Here is a 20,217-nt window from a genome sequence, read left to right as displayed (position 1 = left end):
TGTGCCGACAGGACACCCGAAAACTGATGCATGCGATGAAGATGGCGGTGGGCCCGGACGAGGCCGCCGTCATCGCCTTACAGTTGCTGCGCCACAGCCTGGGGCTCGGCCATCGGCGGCTGTCGGTGAAGCGTCTGGAGCATGCGGTCGATTGCGGGGCGGAGGTGAGCCCGGATGACTTTCAGCGTTGCCTGGAGCTGGCCCTGAGCGTGAACGACGTGCGGGTCCACGAACGCGTCGTGCAACTGGGTCGGCGGCTGGAGGCCACGCAGCGCGGGCGGTGACGTCCCCAAACATTGCAATGTCGCGCGCGGACCAGCCCCGATGTACCGGCTGCAGTTAAATCACCGCAAGCCCTCCCGCTTCCGCGGAGCCGGGCGACGCCGACGCAAGGAGCCGAGACCATGAATCCGAAGACGCTGAGCCACTGGCTCGCCCATATCGAACGCCTGCACCCCACCGTGATCGACATGGGGCTGGAACGCGTGCATGCGGTCAAGCGCGCGCTCGGCCTGGCGCCGAGCTTCCCGGTCATCATCGTCGGCGGCACCAACGGCAAGGGCTCGACCTGCGCGATGCTGGAGGCGATCCTCGCCGAGGCCGGCTACCGGGTGGGTTGCTACACGTCGCCGCACCTGCTGCGCTATCACGAGCGGGTGCGCATCGACCGCCGCGAGGCGAGCGACCGCGAGTTGCGCGAGAGCTTTGCCGAGGTCGAACGGGCGCGCGGCGATCTCGCGCTGACCTACTTCGAGTTCGGCACGCTGGCGGCGATGACCCTGTTCGTGCAGACCGGTGTGGACGTCGCCATTCTCGAAGTCGGCCTCGGCGGCCGGCTCGACGCGGTCAACGCCTTCGATGCCGACTGCGCGATCGTCACCAGCGTCGACATCGACCACGTCGCCTATCTCGGTGACACGCGCGAAGCGATCGGTTTCGAAAAGGCCGGCATCTTTCGCGGCGGCAAGCCGGCCATCTGCGCCGACGCCGTGCCGCCCGAGAGCCTTCGCGCCCACGCCGCCTCGATCGGCGCCGACCTGCGCGAGATCGGGCGCGATTTCGGCTACGACACGCGGCGGCTCAATTGGCGCTTCCAGCGCAGCGGCGCCGACGCGGTGGTGCTGCCTTACCCCAGGTTGCGGGGCGCTTTCCAGCTATCCAATGCGAGTGCGGCAATCGCCGCCCTCGACGCATTGCACGACCGCCTGCCGGTTCCCGAATCCGCGTTGCGCAGCGGGCTCCTCAACGCCACGGTTGCCGGCCGCTTCCAGATCCTGCGCCACGCCCCGAGCGTGATCGTCGACGTCGCGCACAATCCGCATGCCGCCACCGCGCTCGCCCACAACCTCGAATGCTCGAAGACCGGCGGACGAACCACGGCCGTGTTCGCGATGCTCGCCGACAAGGACATCGAGGCTGTCATCGGCGTGCTCAAGGGCCGTATCGACAAATGGCTCGTGGCCGACATCCACGAACCGCGCGGCGCGACCGCCGCCCATCTGACACAGGCGCTGCGTGTCCAGGGCGTGGACGCGCCGATCGACGAATTCGCGACCCCGGCGCTCGCCTACCGTCACGCGCTCGCCAATGTCGACAGCGCGAACGACCGGATCGTCGTCTTCGGTTCCTTCCACACCGTCGCCGACGTGCTGCGCGAGGAGGCGACGTCTCCCGCACGGCTCACCCGGCAGCAACCCGCCGCTTCGCACGCCTGCGCCTGAGCGGACGCCGGCAGGGCGTGGCCGTCCTGCGGCGCTAAGCCCGATGCCGACGCCGTAGATCCCGAGCGGCGCATCGGGATCAGGTGCGAGATACCCGTCCCAGGCGGGACTTGACAAAACCCGCCAGGGTGATCGTCACCCAGACGAGGTGGGCGACGAACGACGGCAGGTTGAAGTCGTGCATCAAGGAATAGAGAAGCGTGACCGGCCCGAGCACGTTGAGTGCGACGATGCGGCCGTCGTTCGGGTCAATGCGGCCGAGCTGGATCGCAAAATATGCGATCTGGTAGCACGCGACTCCGAACAGGCCGACGATTTCGTGAGCGCTCATGAATCCAGTGTCCTTGTTTTTGTGTAACGCGATGTGATGGTGCATAAGGGCGGACCCGCGTTCCGCCTTGCGTTGCGACCCATTCCTTCCTGGCTGCGACAACCGCTTTTCGGCGGCTTTTTCGAATATCGATTCCGCAAACGCCGTTTGGCGCATTTCCGCTTTTGGCGGTCGCAATTGGAAGCTGCGCCGAATTCCTGTCCTCCTACACTTTTCCCGTCCGCAAGCCCGGCAGTCTGGCGGCAAGGGACGCAGGGTGAAGCAGCGCCGATGGTGGCGCACAGACTTATAGTGGGAGACACGATTGATGAAAGCACATGCGCGCGTAGTTGTGATCGGCGGGGGTGTTGTCGGCGTCAGCACGCTGTACCACCTGACCAAGAAGGGCTGGTCCGACGTGGTGTTGCTCGAGCGCACCGAACTTACGGCAGGCTCGACGTGGCACGCGGCCGGATTGCTGCCGCTGTTCAACATGAGCTACACGGTGGGCCAGATCCACAAGTATTCGGTCGACCTGTACAAGCGTCTGCCCGAGGAAACCGGCCAGGAGGTGAGCTTCCATGTGACCGGCAACCTGCGCCTCGCGACCAATCGCGACCGGATGGACGAGTACCTCAAATACTGCGGCACCGCCAATACCATCGGCGTGCCCTTCGAGGTCATCAGCCCGTCGCAGATCAAGGAACTGTGGCCGCTGATCGACCTGGGTGACGGCGTCAATACCGAGAAGGTCATCGGCGCCCTGTATCACCCGGACGACGGCCATATCGCTCCGGTCGACCTCACCATGGCGCTGCGCAAGGGCGCGCGCATGGGCGGCGCGGAGATCTACGAGCAGACCGAGGTGCTGGGCGTGCAGCAGCTCGCCTCCGGCGAATGGAAGATCACCACCAACAAGGGCGACATCACCTGCGAGCACGTCGTCTGCGCCACCGGCAACTATGCGCGCCAGATGGGCCGCATGTTCGGCATCAACGTGCCGGCGATCCCGGTCGAGCACCAGTACATCGTCTATGACGAGTCGCCGGAGCTGAAGGCCTATCGCGAAGCCGGCGGCAACGAGCTCGCCGTGCTGCGCGAGTCCGACGCTCAGTACTACCTGCGCGAGGAGCGCAACGGCTGGATTCTCGGCCCCTACGAGAAGGGCGCGCCGGCGCGCTTCGCCGACGGGGTGCCGGGCTGGTTCGGCAAGAGCCTGTTCGAAGGCGATCTCGACCGCCTGCTGCCGCACGTCGAAGCGGCGATGAAGCGGGTGCCCGCCCTCGAGACCTGCGGCATCAAGACGATCGTCAATGGTCCGATCTCGTACACGCCGGACGGCAGCCCGCTGATCGGCCCGGCCTTCGGCAAGCGCAACCTGTGGCTGAACGAAGGCCACAGCTTCGGCGTGACCGCCGCGGGCGGCTCGGGCTGGCAGCTCGCCGAGTGGATCGTCGAAGGCGAGCCCGGCATCGACATGCTGGCGGTCGACCCGCGCCGCTTCGGTGCCTACACCAGCAAGCGCTACACGATCGCGAAGAACGAGGAAACCTACCGCAACGTGTTCACCGTCCATTTCCCGGACGAGGAGCGCGAGGACGGCCGTCCCCTCAAGACCAGCCCGGTGTACGACAAGCTCGACCGCATGGGCGCGGTATGGGGTCAGCGTTACGGCTGGGAGCGCGCCAACTGGTACGCCCCCGAGGGCGTCGAGCGCCATGACAAGTGGAGCTTCCGCCGCACCAACTACTTCGAGCACGTCGGCAACGAATGCCGCATCATGCGCGAGCAGGTCGGCGTCATCGACCTCACCGCTTTCACGAAGCACGAAGTCATCGGTGCGGGTGCCGAGGCTTGGCTGGATTCGCTGGTCGCGAACAAGGTGCCGAGCAAGATCGGCCGTATCGCCCTGTGCCATGCGCTGACCAAGCGTGGCGGCATCCACGCCGAGTTCACGATCACCAAGATCGCCGACAATCACTATTATGTCGTGAGTGCCGGTGCGGCAGAGCGCCTCGACTCGGACTTCCTGCAGAAGAACCTGCCGGCCGACGGCTCGGTGGTCCTGCGCAACATCACCAGCAGCCGCGGCTGCTTCGTGGTCGCCGGGCCGAAGTCGCGCGACGTGATGAAGAAGCTGACCGATTCGCCGCTCGACAACAAGAGCTTCCCGTGGCTCACGAGCCAGGTGATCGAAGTCGGAATGGCGACCGATGTCTATGCGCTGCGGGTGAACTTCGTCGGCGAGCTCGGCTGGGAGCTGCACTTCCCGATCGAGTACGCCCACCACATCTTCGACCAGCTCTTCGCCGCCGGGCGCGAGTTCGGGATCGGGATGGTCGGCATCCGCGCGATGGAGTCGCTGCGTATCGAGAAGTCCTATCGCATGTGGGGCACGGACCTGACCCGCGAGAACACGCCGTTCGAAGCCGGTCTCGACCGTTTCGTCCGCATGGACAAGGGCGACTTCATCGGCCGCGCCGCGCTCGAAAGGCAGCTCGCCGCAGGGGTGCCGAATCGCTTCGTGACCCTGGAAGTGCATGACGTGGTCGACGCCGACCCGCTCGGCAACGAGCCGATCTTCAACGCCAAGGGGGCGGTGATCGGCCGCGCGACTGCGGGCTACTACGGCCACGTGCTGGGCAAGAGCCTCGCACTCGCCTACGTGAAGCCGCAATACGCGGAGGTCGGCACCGAGCTCGAGATCCAGATCCTCGGCGAGCGCAAACGCGTCACAGTGGTGCCCGAGTCGCCCTTCGACCCCGAGAACACCAAGCTGCGCGCCGACGCGGTGGCGTGATCAGGTCAAAGCGGGTCACGACCCTGACAGAGTGAGAGTGAGGAGACCATGAAGATATTCGCAGCAGTAAAGCGCGTCGTCGATTTCAACGTCAGCGTGCGCGTAAAGGCGGACGGCACCGGAGTCGACACCGCCAATCTCAAGATGTCGATGAACCCCTTCGACGAGATCGCCGTCGAGGCGGCGGTGAAGCTCAAGGAAGACGGCAAGGCGAGTGAGGTGATCGCCGTGTCGGTGGGCCCCGACAAGGCCCAGGACACCCTGCGCACCGCCCTTGCGATGGGTGCCGATCGCGCCATCCTCGTGCAGACCGATGGCGAGACCGAGCCGCTCGCGGTGGCCAAGGCGCTTAAGGCCCTGGTCGACCGTGAAGGACCGCAGCTCGTCTTCGTCGGCAAGCAGGCGATCGACGACGACTGCAATCAGACCGGGCAGATGCTCGCTTCGCTCCTCGACTGGGCGCAGGGCACTTTCGTGTCCGGTCTGGAGCTGGACGGTGGCGGTGCCGCCATCACGCGCGAGGTGGACGGCGGCCTCGAGCGCGCGAAGGTCCGCCTGCCGGCGGTGCTGACGGTCGACCTGCGCCTCAACCAGCCGCGCTACCCGGGGCTGCCGGCTATCATGAAAGCAAAGAAGAAGCCGCTCGACGTCGTCACGGCTGATTCGCTCGGCGTCGATCTCTCGCCGCGCTTGGCCACCCTCAAGGTGGTTGAACCGCCCAAGCGCCATGCCGGCGTGAAGCTGTCCTCGGCCGCCGAACTCGCGGCCAAGTTGAAAGATCTGGTGGAGGTCGCATAAATGAGCATCCTCGTACTTGCCGAACACGACAACACCCAACTCAAGTCGGCGACGCTGAACGCAGTCACCGCCGCAGTGCAGATCGGAGGCGAGGTCCACGTGCTCGTCGCCGGGTCCGGCTGCGGCGCGGCGGGCGAAGCGGCGGCCAAAGTCGTGGGCGTGTCCAAGGTGCTGGTCGCAGACGATCCCTCGCTTGCCCATCAGCTCGCGGAAAACCTCGCGCCGGTGATCGCCTCGGCGGTGAAGGCCGGCGGCTACAGCCATCTGCTCGCGCCGGCCTGCAGCGTGGCCAAGGCAGTCATGCCGCGTGTCGCAGCGCGCCTCGACGTGATGCAGATCTCCGAGATCAGCGCGGTCTTCGACGCCTCGACCTTCGAGCGGCCGATCTACGCGGGCAATGCGCTGGCGACGGTGCAGTCGCGCGATCCCATCAAGGTGGTGACGGTGCGCACGACCAAGTTCGCTCCGGCCGCGGCCACGGGCGGCAGCGCCTCGGTCGAGACGGTTGGCGGTGCCATCGATGCCGGCCTGTCGAGCTTCGTGTCGCAGGAGCTCACCAAGAGCGTCCGTCCCGAACTCACCTCGGCGCGCATCGTCGTCTCGGGTGGGCGCGGTGTCGGTTCCGCCGGCGGCTTCGGTCTGCTCGACAAGGTGGCCGACAAGCTCGGCGCCGCGGTCGGTGCGTCGCGTGCGGCGGTCGACTCGGGGTTCGCGCCGAACGACTACCAGGTCGGCCAGACCGGCAAGGTCGTCGCCCCCGACGTGTATATCGCGGTCGGCATCTCGGGTGCCATCCAGCACCTGGCCGGCATGAAGGACTCCAAGGTGATCGTCGCGATCAACAAGGACCCGGAAGCCCCCATCTTCAACGTCGCCGACTACGGGCTCGTAGCCGACCTCCACGAAGCGCTCCCTGAGCTTGCCGAACGGCTAAGCTCGTGAGCATCGACGCTGGTTGCTGGGCGGGGCGCCGTGTTCGGCGTTCCGCCTGATGTGGAAGAGGGGAGAGGTAGGCATATGAAAGCAAAGATCGTGGCCAAGGGCCTCTACAAGATCTTCGGACGAACACCCGAAGTCGCGATGGAGATGCTCCGCAAGGGCCAACACAAGGACGACATCTTCAAGCAGACCGGCATGGTCGTCGGGGTGCAGGATGCCAATTTCGCAGTCAACGAGGGCGAGATTTTCGTCATCATGGGCCTGTCGGGCTCGGGCAAGTCGACGCTGATCCGTCTGCTGAACCGCCTCGTCGAGCCGACCGCCGGCCAGATCCTCGTCGACGGCGTCGACGTGGCGACCATGAGCAAGGCCCAACTGGTCGCATTGCGCCGGCGCGACATGGCGATGGTGTTCCAGTCCTTCGCGCTGTTGCCTCATCTCACGGTGCTCGACAACACGGCCTTCGGGCTCGAGATCGCCGGTGTGGGGCGCAAGGAGCGCGAGATGCGGGCGATGGAGGTGCTCGACGAGGTCGGCCTCAAGGCCTTCGCGCACAAGCGCCCCGCCGAGCTGTCCGGCGGCATGCAGCAGCGCGTCGGCCTGGCGCGTGCGCTGGCGGTGAACCCGTCGCTGATGCTGATGGACGAAGCCTTCTCGGCGCTCGATCCGCTCAAGCGCACCGAAATGCAGGAACTGCTGCTGACCCTGCAGAAGGAGCACAAGCGCACCATCATCTTCGTCTCGCACGACCTCGACGAAGCGTTCCGCATCGGCAATCGCATCGCCATCATGGAAGGCGGGCGCGTGGTGCAGATCGGCACGCCCGACGACATCCTGCGCAATCCGGCCGACGACTACGTGCGCGCCTTCTTCAAGGGCGTGGATGTGAAGCGTTACCTCACCGCCAAGGATGTCGCGCTCCAGGACGAGGTCCTGGTCATGGAGGCGCCGACCGACATCGGCGCCGGCTTCGAGTCGGCGATCGGCCGCCTGCGGCAGATGCGACGCAACTACAGCTTCGTGGTCGACAAGGAAGGCCGCGTGCTGGGCACCGTGTCGATCGATTCGATGCACCGTTGCCTGGAAGAGGGAAAGATGTCGCTCGAGCAGGCGCTGCTCGACGACATCCAGCCGATTTCGGGCGATACCCGCATCAACGAGCTGATCTGCCACATCGTCAAGAATCCCTACCCGCTCCCGATCATCGACGGCGACCGGCGCTACCTCGGCGCCGTAACCCAGACGATCCTGCTGCGGAACATGGTCCAGGAGACGGCCAATGCGTGACTTTCTGCCGATCGGCGAGTGGGCCGATAAAGCGATCAATTTCCTGCTTGAGAACGATCACGGAGCTTTCGGCGCGATCGGCTCGGTCGTCGGAAACCTGACCGAACTCGTCGAGAAGGGGCTGCTGCTCGTTCCCAGCTGGGTGCTGGCCGCGGTGCTGACGGGGATCGCGTTCTGGCGCGTCGGGTGGCGCTTCGCCCTGTTCTGTGCCGCTGCCGCGGTCGTGATCATCGGCACCGGCTTCTGGGACGCGACGATGGCGACCTTGGCGCTGGTGATTGCGGCGACCCTGATCAGCCTGCTGGTCGGGGTGCCGCTCGGCATCTGGACGGCGAAGAGCAACCTCGCCGCATCCTTCGTGCGCCCCAGCCTCGACTTCATGCAGACCATGCCGGCTTTCGTGTATCTGATTCCGGCGGCGATGCTGTTCGGTCTGGGCAAGGTGCCCGGCGTGCTGGCAACGGTGATCTTCGCGATGCCGCCGGTGGTGCGGCTGACCAATCTCGGCATCCGGCAGGTCAACAGCGAACAGGTCGAGGCGGGCATCACCTTCGGCTGCACGGCGCGCCAGTTGCTGTTCAAGGTGCAGATTCCCGGCGCCCTGCCTTCCATCATGGCCGGGATCAACCAGACCATCATGATGGCGCTGTCGATGGTGATCATCGCGTCGATGGTCGGTGCCGGCGGTCTGGGCAACGACGTGCTGACGAGTATCGCGCGGCTCGACATCGGCCTCGGCTTCGAGTCCGGGCTGGCCGTCGTGCTGCTCGCGATCATTCTCGACCGCATCACGGAGAGCTTCGGCGTGCAGCGCCAGAAGAAGGCCTGACGACAGCGTCCGCAGCCTTGCGCCGGGGGGCGCCACCGCGGGGGATTCCCTGTGGCGGCGCCCCTCGCGCCTTTTCGGCAGGCCTCGAAACTTCGACTTTCGCCCCGTCGCTTTCAGACAAGCCATCACCCCAGGAGCGGTCGCACCTGCACAACGCGAGACGCGCGCAGACAACGCGTTCAGTCTATATTTGGCGTATATCGAACGAAGTATGTCGCAATTGGAACAGGGTGGCCCACCCTTGGGCATAAGATGCGCCCATAAAAGAAGAATTTCGGGGGGAGCGCCGGCGACAGTTCGCGCCGGATTGCATCCCTCCCGGTCGATGAAAATGGGCTGGAAGGAGACAATTCGATGTTGGAAGCAACGACGGCAGCACCCACGTATCGTTTCGCATTCGTTACGCTCGATAACTATTCGATGATCGCGCTCTCGAGCGCCATCGAGCCCCTGCGCATGGCCAACCACCTGAGCCGGCGCGAGGTGTACCAGTGGTCGATCGTCACGCTCGACGGCCAGCCGGCCATCGCCAGCAATGGCATGTCCATGGCGCCGACGGTGGCGCTCGATGACATGGGGCCGGTCAATATCGTTTTCGTGTGCGGCGGCATCAAGGTCAAGGAAGCCGTCACGCCTCCGCTGCTGGCCGCGCTGCGCCGTTTCGCGCAGCGCCACATTCCGATCGGCTCCTTGTGCACCGGGAGTTACGCGCTCGCCAAGGCCGGCGTGCTCGAAAAGCATCGCGTGGCCATCCACTGGGAGAACATGGCGGGCCTCCTCGAAGAATTTCCCGGCATCAGCTTCACCGAAAAGCTCTTCTCGATCAGTTACGACCGCTATACCTGTTCCGGCGGCGTGGCGCCGCTCGACCTGATGCTGCACCTCATCCGGGAGCATCTGGGACATGAGATCGCGTCCGCGATCTCCGAGCAGTTCATCGTCGAACGCATTCGCGACGACAACGACCGCCAGCGCGTGCCGCTGCAGTCGCAGGTCGGCTCCTGTCACGAGAATCTGCTCAAGGTCGCGTCGCTGATGGAGGCGAACATCGAGGAGCCGCTGTCGCTCGACGAACTGGCCGACGAGATCGGCATCTCGCGCCGACAGATCGAGCGCCTCTTCAAGCGCTACCTCAATTGCGTGCCGACGAAGTACTACCTGGACCTGCGGCTGCGCCGCGCGCGCGAGCTGCTGCTCCAGACCTCGATGTCGATCCTCGACATCACCATCGCCTGCGGCTTCCAGTCGCCCCCTCACTTCTCGAAGTGCTATCGCAGTCTCTTCGGCTATCCCCCGAGCGCCGAACGGGTACAGATTCGCAGGACACCGGTCCTCCCGTCGGCAACCCTGCTGGCTGTGCAGCACTAACTAGTAGGCGGTGTGCCGGGCGCCGGCGGGTTCGCCGGCGCCCTTTTCTTGTTACTTGAACACCACCGTCTTGTCGCCGTTCAGGAACACGCGGTGCTCGACGTGGAAGCGCACGGCGTTGGCGAGTGCCTTGCATTCCGAGTCGCGCCCGGTGGCGGCGAGCATGTCCGGCGTGAACGTGTGGTCGACGCGTTCGACGATCTGCTCGATGATCGGCCCTTCATCCAGATCCGCGGTGACGTAGTGCGCCGTGGCGCCAGTGAGCTTGACGCCGCGGGCATGCGCCTGGTGGTAAGGCTTCGCGCCCTTGAAGCCGGGCAGGAAGGAGTGGTGGATGTTGATCGCGCGCCCGCGCAGCTTCCGGCAGAGATCGTCTGACAGGATCTGCATGTAGCGCGCGAGCACCACGAGCTCGCTCTGCGTCTCGTCGACGATTTCCAGCAGCCGGGCTTCCTGCTCGGCGCGCGTCTCTTTCGTGACCGGCAGGTGGATGTAGGGGATGTTGTGCCAGCGCGCCAATCCCTCGAGATCCGGGTGGTTGGACACGATCGCGGTGATCTCCATCTTGAGTTCGCCGGTCCGCGTCCGGTACAGAAGGTCGTCGAGGCAGTGGTCGAACTTCGAGACCATCAGCAGCACGCGCGGCTTGCGCGTGACCTCGTGGATGGCCCATTCCATCTCCTCGTCGCGGGCGATGGGGAGGAAGCCTTCGCGCAGATGGTCCAGCTCGGGCGTCGCATCGGCGTCGCCCTGGAAGGTGGCACGAAGGAAGAAACGATCGGTCAGGACGTCGTCGAACTGCTGCATGTCCATGATGTAGCAGCGATTCTCGGCGAGGTAGCCGGACACCTTGGCGACCGTTCCGGTACGGCTCGGGCAGGACGCGGTCAGGATGTACTGCCGTTGCGGGTCGTATTTGATGTTCATGTCTGGAGTGCTCCCCCGGATGGTGAATGGCCGGTCGAGTCGTTCTCGAACCGTGCCGCGCCGAGTTTATGGAGTGCACCCGCCCGGGATTGTCCCGCATGCGACGAGGGCTTCTGTCGTCGCGACCTCCCCTTCACGAACCGTTTTCGCTCGCGGCCGGCAGGTCGCGGCTGGGCATGCATGCGTCGCGCCTCGGTCTGCCGCGGGGTAGGGGGACGCCTAACATTCGCCGCAGATCAGTGGCCGCCGGGCGGCAACTGTCCCAAAAACCCCACCGCGAAAAGGGAACGAAAATGGCAGAGGATTTCGAAGACGACCTGGACCTTAATAGTCTGGACGATGACGAACTCGTCGCTCAGGTGCACGACGATCTCTACAACGGGCTGAAAGAGGAAGTCGAAGAGGCGACCAACATCTTCCTCAGCCGCGGATGGGGAGCCGATCGGATCCTCAATGAGGTGCTGGTCGAAGGCATGCGCATCGTCGGCGTCGATTTCCGCGACGGGATCCTCTTCGTGCCCGAGGTGCTGCTCGCCGCCGGCTCGATGAAGGGGGGCATGGAAATCCTGCGGCCGCTGCTGGCCGAGACCGGCGCGGAGCCGATCGGCAAGATCGTCATCGGCACGGTGAAGGGCGACATCCACGACATCGGCAAGAACCTGGTGGCGATGATGATGGAAGGCGCCGGCTTCGAGGTGATCGACATCGGCATCAACATCCCGGTCGAGACCTACCTCGAGGCGCTGGAGAAGCACAAGCCCGACATCCTGGGGCTGTCCGCGCTGCTGACGACGACGATGCCCTACATGAAGGTCGTCATCGACACGATGAAGGAGCAGGGCATCCGCGACGACTACATCGTGCTGGTCGGCGGCGCGCCGCTCAACGAGGCCTTCGGCGAGGCGGTGGGGGCGGACGGCTATTGCCGCGACGCAGCAGTCGCGGTCGAGACCGCCAAGACGCTGATCGCCGACCGCCGCGCCCAGCGCGCGGCCGCCTGACGGTCCCACGGCGATGGCGCCCGAGCGCGGCACGACGGAGGAGGCGACGCTGGTGCTCGCCTGCGGCGCCCTCGCGCACGAGATCGTCGCGCTGCGCAAGGCCAACGCGTGGTCGTCGCTGGAGGTCCAGTGCCTGCCGGCGGAGCTGCACAACTTCCCGGATCGCATCCCGGGGGCGGTGCGCGCCAAGCTCGAGGCCAATCGCGGGCGCTATCGCTCGACGCTGGTCGCCTATGGCGACTGCGGCACCGGCGGAGAACTCGACCGGGTGCTCGACGAGTATGGCGTCGAGCGCATCCCCGGTGCGCATTGCTACGAGTTCTACGCCGGACCCGCCGTGTTCGCGGCGCTGGCCGACGCGGAGCCGGGAAGCTTCTATCTCACCGACTTCCTGCTGCGGCATTTCGAGCGCCTCGTCATCCGCGGACTCGGCCTCGATCGCAATCCCGAGCTCGCCCCGCTGTATTTCGGCAACTACCGGCGACTGGTGTATCTCGCGCAGCGCGCCGACGAGGCCCTGATCGCAGAGGCACAGGTCGCGGCACAGAAGCTGGGGTTGGCATTCGAATACCGGCACGTCGGCTACGGCGGGCTCGAAACGAGTCTGCAGCAGGCCAATGAGGGAGTGATCACATGGCACGCCTGATCGTCATTTCGTGGCGCGACATTCCAGCCCAGGTGCTGGCCAAGCGGGGGCGTCAGACGGCAAAGGTCCAGCTCTCGTCCCGCTTCCAGGAGGCGGTCGATCGGGCCGCGATGCGCGCCGGCCGCGGCAGCTCCGACGCCTATCTCGCCGATTGGCAGCGTCGCGAGCGGGCGTGCGGCGACGAGATCGACGACGAGGTCCGGCAGGAAGTTGCACGGCTCGAAGGCCAATACAGCGACGCCGATCTGGAACGGCTGATCCGCGCCAGGGGCATCGACGAACTTGCCGCCCGCAGCGCTGTAGAACAACCAGGAGAACAATGATGTACGCAGTTCGGCGCTGGTCCGTGCGTCACGCGCGCGGCCTGGAAATCTTCTACACCCTGTTCGAGAAGGCCTTCGTCGCGCTCGATCCGCTGTGGTCGCGCATCGGCTATCAGCGGATGGAGAAGCCGGTCGCGGCCTTCGAGCGCTCGGTCAAGGGCTTCCTCTTCGATTGCAAGATGTGCGGGCAGTGCGCCTTGAGCTCGACCGGGATGTCGTGCTCGATGAACTGTCCCAAGAACCTGCGAAACGGCCCCTGTGGCGGCGTGCGCGCAAACGGCCACTGCGAAGTCAGGCCCGACATGAAATGTGTGTGGGTCGAGGCCTTTGCCGGCAGCCGGCGCATGCACATCACCGGGCAGCAGATCCACGTGGTGCAGAAACCGGTCGATCGCCGCCTGGAAGGGCGTTCGTCGTGGCTCAAGGTCGCGCGCGAGCGTGCCGCGGCGCGCAAGGCAGAGGTGCAGGCATGATCTTCGAAGACGAGCCGGTACCCGGCTATCCGCTGCCGATTCTCCCCGGACATACCTCGCCGGGCCGCTTGGAGCGCGTGCTGCGCGCAGGCTCCTTCGCGGTGACGACGGAGCTCGAACCGCCCGACTCCGCCGATCCCGAGGAGGTCTACCGCCGCGCTCGCGTGTTCGACGGCTATGTCGACGCGATCAACGCGACCGACGGCAGCGGCGCCAACTGCCATATGTCGAGCGTCGCGGTGTGCGCGCTGCTGACCCGCATCGGCTATGCGCCGGTGATGCAGATCTCCTGCCGCGACAAGAACCGCATCGCCATCCAGGGCGACATCCTCGGCGGCGCGGCGATGGGCGTGTGCAACGTCATGTGCCTCTCCGGCGACGGCGTGCAGTCCGGCGATCACCCGCAGGCGAAGCCCGTGTTCGATCTCGACTGCATGAGCCTGCTTGAGATCGGCCGCAAGATGCGCGACGAGCACCAGTTCCAGAGCGGCCGCAAGCTCGCCTACGCGCCGCGGGTGTTCCTCGGCGCGGCGGAAAACCCCTTCGTGCAGCCCTACGAATGGCGGCCGCATCGCCTGGCGAAAAAGGTCGCCGCCGGTGCCCAGTTCATCCAGACCCAGTACTGCTACGACGTCCCCCGGCTCAGGGTCTTCATGCGCCACGCGCGCGACCTGGGACTGCTCGACAAAGTCTTCGTCCTCGTCGGCGTCGGTCCGCTGCGCTCGGCCAAGGCGGCCGAATGGATGCGCACCAACGTGCCCGGCATCCATATCCCCGACAGCGTCATCAAGCGCATGGCGGGCGCCGAGAACCAGGCCCAGGAGGGACGCCGCCTGTGCGTCGACCTGATCCAGGAGATCCGCGAGATCGAGGGGGTCTCCGGCGTGCACCTCATGGCCTACCGCCAGGAGGAGTCGGTGCCCGAAATCATCGAACGTTCTGGCGTGCTCGCGGGACGCACGCCGTGGTACCCGGACCGCGACCGCAAACTTCAACTGCATAGGACCGCATCATGACCGACACGATCATCAGCTCTGCCACCAAGGAAATTGCGATCGGCTTCGACCGTCCGTTCGCCATCATCGGCGAACGTATCAACCCCACGGGCCGCAAGATTCTCGCCGCCGAAATGGCGGCCGGCGACTTCAGCCGCGTGGTGGCCGACGCCATCGCGCAGGTCGAGGCCGGCGCCCACCTGCTGGACGTCAACGCCGGCATCCCGCTCGCCGACGAGCCGGGTATCCTGGCCAAGGTGGTGCAGATCGTGCAGGGGATCACCGATCTTCCGCTGTGCATCGATTCCTCGATGGTTTCGGCGCTGGAAGCGGGGCTCGCGGTCTACAAGGGCAAGGCGCTGGTGAATTCGGTCACCGGCGAGGAAGACCGCCTGGAGGCGGTGCTGCCGCTGGTGAAGAAATACGGCGCCGCGGTGGTCGCCATCTCCAACGACGAGACGGGCATCTCGCAGGATCCGGACGAGCGCTTCCGCATCGCCAAGAAGATCGTCGAGCGCGCGGCCGACTACGGCATCCCGGCCTGCGACGTGGTGGTCGACCCGCTGGTGATGCCGATCGGCGCGGTGAATCTCGCCGGTGTCCAGGTGATGAAGCTGGTGCACCGCCTGCGCACCGAGCTCAAGGTGAACACCACCTGCGGCGCATCCAACGTGAGCTTCGGCCTGCCCCAGCGCGAGGGCATCAACGCAGCCTTCCTGACCATGGCGATCGCCTCTGGCATGACCTCGGCGATCACCAACCCGCTGCACACTGAAATCGTGAAGGCATGCATGGCGGCCGACGTCATGATGGGCCACGACCCCGATTGCGCACGCTGGATCCGCCGCTTCCGCGAGCAGCCCGCTCCGGGCTCCGACGGTGCGCGCGGTCGCCGCGAAGGCGGCCGCCGCCGTCGCGAAGGTGCGCCGGCCGAGGGCACGACGGTGGCAAGCGCATGAACGAGCGGCCCCGCCCGGAAGGCGATCCAGTGACCGGCGACAAACTTGTCGTCTTCACCCCGTCCGGCCGACGGGGCCGCTTTCCCGTCGGCACGACGGTGCTCGACGCCGCGCGCTCGCTCGGCGTCGACATCGAATCCGCCTGTGGCGGCAACGCGCAGTGCGGGCGCTGCCAGGTCGAGCTTTGCGAGGGCGAGTACCCCAAGCACGGCGTGACGAGCTGTGCCGACCACCTTTCGGCGCTGGTGACCGAGGAGCACGAACGGGGCTTGGCGCCTGGTCGGCGCCTGTCCTGCACGGCCCGCTTGCTCGGCGACGTCGTGGTCGACGTGCCGCCCGCGAGCCAGGTTCACCGCCAGGTGGTGCGCAAGGCGGCCGACGCACGCACCGTGGAAACGGAGCCGGCGGTGCGGCTCTACACGGTGGAAGTGCAGCAGCCCGACATGCATAGCCCTTCGGGAGATCTCACCCGTCTCGAGGATGCGCTGGAGTTCGAGCACGGCCTGTCCGGCCTCGCCGTGGATGCCGCCGTGCTGCCGCAACTGCAGCCCGCACTGCGGGCGGGCGCCTGGGTGGCGACCGTGGCCGTGCATCTGCCGCATCGAACCCTCATCGGCATCTGGCCCGGCCGGCGCGAGGAAGTCTACGGCCTGGCGGTCGACGTCGGCTCGACCACCATCGCGGCCCACCTGTGCCGGCTCGGTACCGGCGAAGTGATCGCCGCGGCCGGGCGCATGAATCCGCAGATCCGTTTCGGCGAAGACCTCATGAGCCGGGTCTCCTACGTCATGATGCATCCGGGCGGCGAGAAGGAACTCACCGGCGCGGTACGGGCGGCGGTCGAAGCGCTGGCGGACGAGGTCGCGCGGGACGCCGGAATCGCGCGCGAAGACATCGTCGACGCGTCCTTCGTCGGCAACCCGATCATGCACCACCTGCTGCTCGGCATCAGTCCCGTCGAGCTCGGCGGCGCCCCGTTCGCGCTCGCCGTCGACCGCGCGGTGACCCAGCCCGCCGCCGAGCTCGGGCTCGCGTTTCACCCCGGGGCGAGGGCCTACGTGCTGCCGTGCATCGCCGGCCATGTCGGCGCCGACACTGCGGGCGTGCTGCTCGCGGAGCGGCCGGATCTCTCGGACGACATGACGCTGCTCGTCGACGTCGGCACCAATGCCGAGATCGTGCTGGGCAACCGCAGGCGCCTGTTCGCCTGTTCGAGCCCGACCGGGCCGGCCTTCGAGGGCGCGCAGATCAGTTGCGGGCAGCGCGCCGCGCCGGGTGCGATCGAACGCGTGCGCATCGACCCCGTCACGCTCGAGCCGCGCATCAGGGTCATCGGCTGCGAGCTGTGGTCCGACGAAGCCGGATTCGCCGAGGCGGTCGCCGGCACGGGCATCACCGGGATCTGCGGCTCAGGCATCATCGAAGTCATCGCCGAGATGTACCTTGCCGGCATCGTCCTCCCCGACGGCACCATCGATGGCGCGCTTGCCGAGCGCAATGCGCGGGTGCGGCAGGACGGGCGCACCTATGCCTACGAGCTCGTCGCGGGCGCGGAGGGCAGGGCGCCGCTGTGCATCACGCAGAACGACGTGCGTGCGATCCAGCTCGCCAAGGCCGCCCTCTATGCCGGCGTCCGTTTGCTGATGGAACGGGCAGGAATCGAGCGCGTCGATCGCATCCGCCTTGCCGGCGCCTTCGGCAGCCACATCGACGTCAAGTACGCGATGATCCTCGGCCTGATTCCCGACTGCAGCCTCGACCACGTGAGCTCTGCGGGCAATGCGGCGGGCACCGGCGCCCGCATGGCCCTGGTCGATGTCCGTGCGCGCCGCGAGATCGAGAACCTGGTGCGCCGCGTCGAGAAGATCGAGACCGCCGTCGAACCGCGCTTCCAGGCGCTCTTCGTCGACGCCATGGCGATCCCTCATCGCACCGATCCCTACGAGACGCTCCGCGCCGCGGTGACGCTTCCGGAAATGCCGACGGCAACGGCTGCAGAGGCGCCCCGGGGACGCCGCGCCGGACGTCGCGCCGTTCGTTGAGAAACCCCGCCGCAACTAGGCCGATCGAGGTCGCTCTGGATAAATAGGCCCTTGGTAGGCCCCTTAAACTTGCTTACATCACAGAACCGCCGACCCACTCTTCAGGATTGTCGCCCGCCCCGCAATGCCGCAGGGGGAGGGTAGTTTCGGCAATACGCGGCACAAACGATACCCAAGCCAAGTGCTGAAGAAGGAGGAGAGTCAATGTTTACAACAGTCAAGCAGGCCTTTCGCAAGATGGCCGCTGCACTGGCGATCACCGCCGTTGCGGCCACGCCGATGGCCGCCCACGCGGAGGGCAAGACGATTCGCGTCGGCTGGACGGCGTGGTCCGACGCCGAGGCCGTGACCAACATTGCCAAGCAGCTGCTCGAGCAGAAGCTGGGCTACAAGGTCGAGCTGGTGATGACCGACATCGGGCTCCAATACAACGGTGTGGCCAAGGGCAATCTCGACGTGATGTTGATGTCGTGGCAGCCATTGACCCACAAGTCGTACTGGGACAAGGTCTCCGACCAGGTCGAAGATCTCGGCATCCTCTACGACCAGGCCCGTCTCGGCTGGGTGGTGCCGGACTACGTCCCGGTGAGCGAGGTCAAGTCGATCGAGGATCTGAAGAAGCCCGGCATCGCGGAGAAGTTCAACAAGCGAATCCAGGGCATCGACGCCGGCTCCGGCCTGATGCGGGCCTCCGGTGCAACGGTCAAGGAGTACGCTCTCGACGGCTATCAGTTGGTGACCGCCTCGGACGCGGCGATGGTCTCCGCCGTGGATCGCGCCACGAAGCGCAACGAATGGATCGTGGCGACCACCTGGAACCCGCACTGGATGTTCGCCCAGTACAAGCTGCGCTACCTCGAGGACCCGAAGAAGACCCTGGGCGGCGACGAGGCGATCCATGCCGTTGGGCGCAAGGGCTTCGCCAAGGACTTCCCGAAGGCCGCCGCCTTCATCAAGAACTTCAAGATCCCCCTGGCGGACCTCGAGGCCATCATGCTGAAGGCCAAGGACACGTCCTTCGACAAGGAAGCGACCGCCTACATCCAGTCGCATCCGCAAATGGTCGACCAGTGGCTGCATGAAGCCATGGCAATCAACAACACCGCCGCGCGCTAAGCCGGCGACGGGCACGACGAGTTTCGCCTCGGCCGGTCGCGGCCGGGGAGGGTGACGCCAGCCCGGCGTCATCCAGCCCACCACAAAATCCCCTGGCGGTACCACACACGCGTGGCGACACGCGCGGGGGACGTTTTTCGCCTGAAAACGGCACACATAACCATCAGAAAAGGGGCCGCCGGCAGGCGGCTCTGTCATGGAGGAGCCATGAGCTTCAAAACCGCCTTACGTCCCATTGCAGCGGGCATCTGTCTCGCCCTGTCGGCCTCGGGGGCCCTGGCACAGGTTGCCGACTCTCCCCTCAAGTTCGACGGCGCAGCCAGAATCCGATTCGAGCACCTGAGCTGGAATCCCGACCGCAAGGGCACGCTCGAGTTCGACACCATCCGCCTCGGCTACACCTACGACGACGGCCAATTCCTCTCGTCCGGACGGGAGCGCTATTACCACTACTCGACGCGTCAGACCGGTGCCAGTGAAGGCACCAGCCTGCTGATGAACGAGTACCTGTGGGGAGGCTTCCGCTTCGCCGACAAGAGCGAAATCCACGTCGGCCAGGACATCGTGCCGTTCGGAGCCTTGAAATACGCTTCGCACAATTTCTTCGAATCGATGGCTTACTACGCCGGCTACGAAGATACCTACGCGGCGGGCATCAAGTACTTGCGCCAGGATGGCGGTCTGAGCACCACGCTGGCCTTCTTCCCGTCCGACGGCGGGCATTTCCTCGGCGACGCCGACAACATGTCGGTGCTCGACGGACGGGATTCGCTGCGCTACAGCAACCACCTGATGAAGCAGTACGGACGCGAGGAGCGGAACACCTTCGTCGCCCGTTTCGCCTACGCCTTCGAGATGGGTGGTGGCAAATCGGAGTTCGGGGTTTCCGCGATGAGCGGCGAACTGGCTGCGACCGATTCGTCGCTCTCCGGCGGACGACGCAATGCCCAGGCGGTCCACTACACCGGCGAATTCGGCAACTTCGGCGTCAAGCTCGAAACCATCAACTACCGCAACAAGTTCTCCGGCAACGGTTCGGTCGATGGCAACTGGTGGAGCGCCTGCGACAACGATTGCGTCATCATCGGTTCCTACGGCTTCACCAACCGCATGGCGGCCAAGGGCAACATCGATATCGTCAGCCTGAGCTACAAGATCCCCGGCTCGATCGGCCCCTTCAGCAGCTTCCGCGTCTATAACGACTGGAGCCAGTTGAGAAAGTCCGCATCGGGATATGACCGCAGCTGGCAAAACGTCACGGGCGTCGAATTCGGCTCGGGCGCCTGGTGGATCATGCTCGACGTCGCGCGCGCCAAGAATCAGCCCTATATGTCGCCGGTCTTCGGCGATGCATTGGCGGCGGGCGGGTCCTCCAACACCACTGGAACCCGGTTCAACGCGAGCATCGGCTATTACTTCTAAGGCCGCTTGAGCGGTTGAAGGAAGTCTTCCGGAACAAAGGGAACGGGCTTCGGCCCGTTCCCTTTTTTTTGCGCATCCGGGAGTTCTTGCTTGTAGTCAGGGGAGCTTAGGGCGCCATGTCGTGGAATCACGGTTGGCTGCTCGGCCAGTGCTGACCTTGAGTCTGACGCCGGCCTCGGGCGGCAATGCATCGGTCATCTGCCGCTCACCTGCTTGTGGCGGTCAATGACCGCTTGTCACTTCAGTCTATAGCCGGACCCG

The 20,217-nt window shown here is 65.7% G+C and carries 19 protein-coding genes; 17 read left to right on the top strand and 2 right to left on the bottom strand.

The genetic code is table 11. The features are described from left to right. Positions 1-26: 26 nt before the first annotated feature. Both AZKH_RS23720 and folC read left to right on the top strand, forming a co-directional pair. Positions 27-284, top strand: coding sequence for a hypothetical protein (locus tag AZKH_RS23720; protein WP_156822294.1), 258 nt, complete (start codon positions 27-29; stop codon positions 282-284). Positions 285-404: 120 nt separating this feature from the next. After that, positions 405-1,721 (top strand): bifunctional tetrahydrofolate synthase/dihydrofolate synthase, encoded by a 1,317-nt coding sequence (gene folC, locus AZKH_RS23715; RefSeq protein ID WP_015451836.1) that lies wholly within the window; start codon positions 405-407, stop codon positions 1,719-1,721. 79 nt (positions 1,722-1,800) lie between these two features. On the opposite strand, the gene AZKH_RS23710 is transcribed toward folC, so the two are convergent. Then, positions 1,801-2,052 (bottom strand): hypothetical protein, encoded by a 252-nt coding sequence (locus AZKH_RS23710; protein ID WP_015451835.1) that lies wholly within the window; start codon positions 2,050-2,052, stop codon positions 1,801-1,803. Between the two features lie 307 nt (positions 2,053-2,359). On the opposite strand from AZKH_RS23710, the gene AZKH_RS23705 reads away from it, so the two are divergent. The 6 genes from AZKH_RS23705 to AZKH_RS23680 all read left to right on the top strand — a co-directional run bounded on the left by AZKH_RS23705 (position 2,360) and on the right by AZKH_RS23680 (position 10,052). Then, positions 2,360-4,831, top strand: a complete 2,472-nt coding sequence (locus AZKH_RS23705; RefSeq protein ID WP_015451834.1) for an FAD-dependent oxidoreductase — start codon at positions 2,360-2,362, stop codon at positions 4,829-4,831. A gap of 48 nt (positions 4,832-4,879) precedes the next feature. Further along, entirely contained in the window at positions 4,880-5,629 is a 750-nt protein-coding gene (locus AZKH_RS23700; protein WP_015451833.1) for an electron transfer flavoprotein subunit beta/FixA family protein, read from the top strand. Next, the gene (locus tag AZKH_RS23695) at positions 5,630-6,571 is read left to right on the top strand and encodes an electron transfer flavoprotein subunit alpha/FixB family protein (RefSeq protein ID WP_015451832.1); all 942 of its coding nucleotides are present in this window, start codon (positions 5,630-5,632) and stop codon (positions 6,569-6,571) included. Between the two features lie 75 nt (positions 6,572-6,646). Then, entirely contained in the window at positions 6,647-7,855 is a 1,209-nt protein-coding gene (gene proV, locus AZKH_RS23690) for a glycine betaine/L-proline ABC transporter ATP-binding protein ProV (protein WP_015451831.1), read from the top strand. After that, positions 7,848-8,684, top strand: coding sequence for a proline/glycine betaine ABC transporter permease (locus AZKH_RS23685; RefSeq protein WP_015451830.1), 837 nt, complete (start codon positions 7,848-7,850; stop codon positions 8,682-8,684). Before proV ends, AZKH_RS23685 begins: the two co-directional genes overlap by 8 nt. A 354-nt stretch (positions 8,685-9,038) precedes the next feature. Then, positions 9,039-10,052: a GlxA family transcriptional regulator gene (locus tag AZKH_RS23680; RefSeq protein WP_015451829.1), complete on the top strand. Its 1,014-nt coding sequence runs from the start codon at positions 9,039-9,041 to the stop codon at positions 10,050-10,052. A gap of 51 nt (positions 10,053-10,103) precedes the next feature. On the opposite strand, the gene purU is transcribed toward AZKH_RS23680, so the two are convergent. Next, positions 10,104-10,979: a formyltetrahydrofolate deformylase gene (gene purU, locus AZKH_RS23675; RefSeq protein WP_015451828.1), complete on the bottom strand. Its 876-nt coding sequence runs from the start codon at positions 10,977-10,979 to the stop codon at positions 10,104-10,106. 293 nt (positions 10,980-11,272) lie between these two features. Between purU and AZKH_RS23670 the strand changes: the two genes are divergently transcribed. The 9 genes from AZKH_RS23670 to AZKH_RS23630 all read left to right on the top strand — a co-directional run bounded on the left by AZKH_RS23670 (position 11,273) and on the right by AZKH_RS23630 (position 19,956). Further along, positions 11,273-11,980, top strand: a complete 708-nt coding sequence (locus tag AZKH_RS23670) for a corrinoid protein (protein ID WP_015451827.1) — start codon at positions 11,273-11,275, stop codon at positions 11,978-11,980. Between the two features lie 13 nt (positions 11,981-11,993). Beyond that, positions 11,994-12,626: a DUF1638 domain-containing protein gene (locus AZKH_RS23665; protein ID WP_015451826.1), complete on the top strand. Its 633-nt coding sequence runs from the start codon at positions 11,994-11,996 to the stop codon at positions 12,624-12,626. After that, on the top strand, positions 12,614-12,949 hold the full coding sequence (locus tag AZKH_RS23660) for a virulence factor (protein WP_015451825.1): 336 nt from the start codon (positions 12,614-12,616) through the stop codon (positions 12,947-12,949). Before AZKH_RS23665 ends, AZKH_RS23660 begins: the two co-directional genes overlap by 13 nt. Next, positions 12,856-13,422, top strand: coding sequence for a methylenetetrahydrofolate reductase C-terminal domain-containing protein (locus tag AZKH_RS23655; protein WP_369795134.1), 567 nt, complete (start codon positions 12,856-12,858; stop codon positions 13,420-13,422). The genes AZKH_RS23660 and AZKH_RS23655 overlap by 94 nt, the downstream gene beginning before the upstream one ends. Continuing rightward, positions 13,419-14,438, top strand: a complete 1,020-nt coding sequence (locus AZKH_RS23650; protein ID WP_015451823.1) for a methylenetetrahydrofolate reductase — start codon at positions 13,419-13,421, stop codon at positions 14,436-14,438. The genes AZKH_RS23655 and AZKH_RS23650 overlap by 4 nt, the downstream gene beginning before the upstream one ends. Beyond that, the gene (locus AZKH_RS23645; RefSeq protein WP_015451822.1) at positions 14,435-15,376 is read left to right on the top strand and encodes a dihydropteroate synthase; all 942 of its coding nucleotides are present in this window, start codon (positions 14,435-14,437) and stop codon (positions 15,374-15,376) included. The genes AZKH_RS23650 and AZKH_RS23645 overlap by 4 nt, the downstream gene beginning before the upstream one ends. Then, entirely contained in the window at positions 15,373-17,418 is a 2,046-nt protein-coding gene (locus tag AZKH_RS23640) for an ASKHA domain-containing protein (protein WP_015451821.1), read from the top strand. Before AZKH_RS23645 ends, AZKH_RS23640 begins: the two co-directional genes overlap by 4 nt. A gap of 204 nt (positions 17,419-17,622) precedes the next feature. Continuing rightward, positions 17,623-18,534 (top strand): glycine betaine ABC transporter substrate-binding protein, encoded by a 912-nt coding sequence (locus AZKH_RS23635; protein ID WP_015451820.1) that lies wholly within the window; start codon positions 17,623-17,625, stop codon positions 18,532-18,534. A gap of 207 nt (positions 18,535-18,741) precedes the next feature. After that, on the top strand, positions 18,742-19,956 hold the full coding sequence (locus tag AZKH_RS23630) for a hypothetical protein (protein ID WP_015451819.1): 1,215 nt from the start codon (positions 18,742-18,744) through the stop codon (positions 19,954-19,956). Positions 19,957-20,217 lie beyond the last annotated feature (261 nt).

Origin of the sequence: Azoarcus sp. KH32C, from assembly GCF_000349945.1 — a bacterium.
Classification (GTDB): domain Bacteria; phylum Pseudomonadota; class Gammaproteobacteria; order Burkholderiales; family Rhodocyclaceae; genus Aromatoleum.
This window is presented reverse-complemented; position numbering and strand designations above follow the sequence as displayed.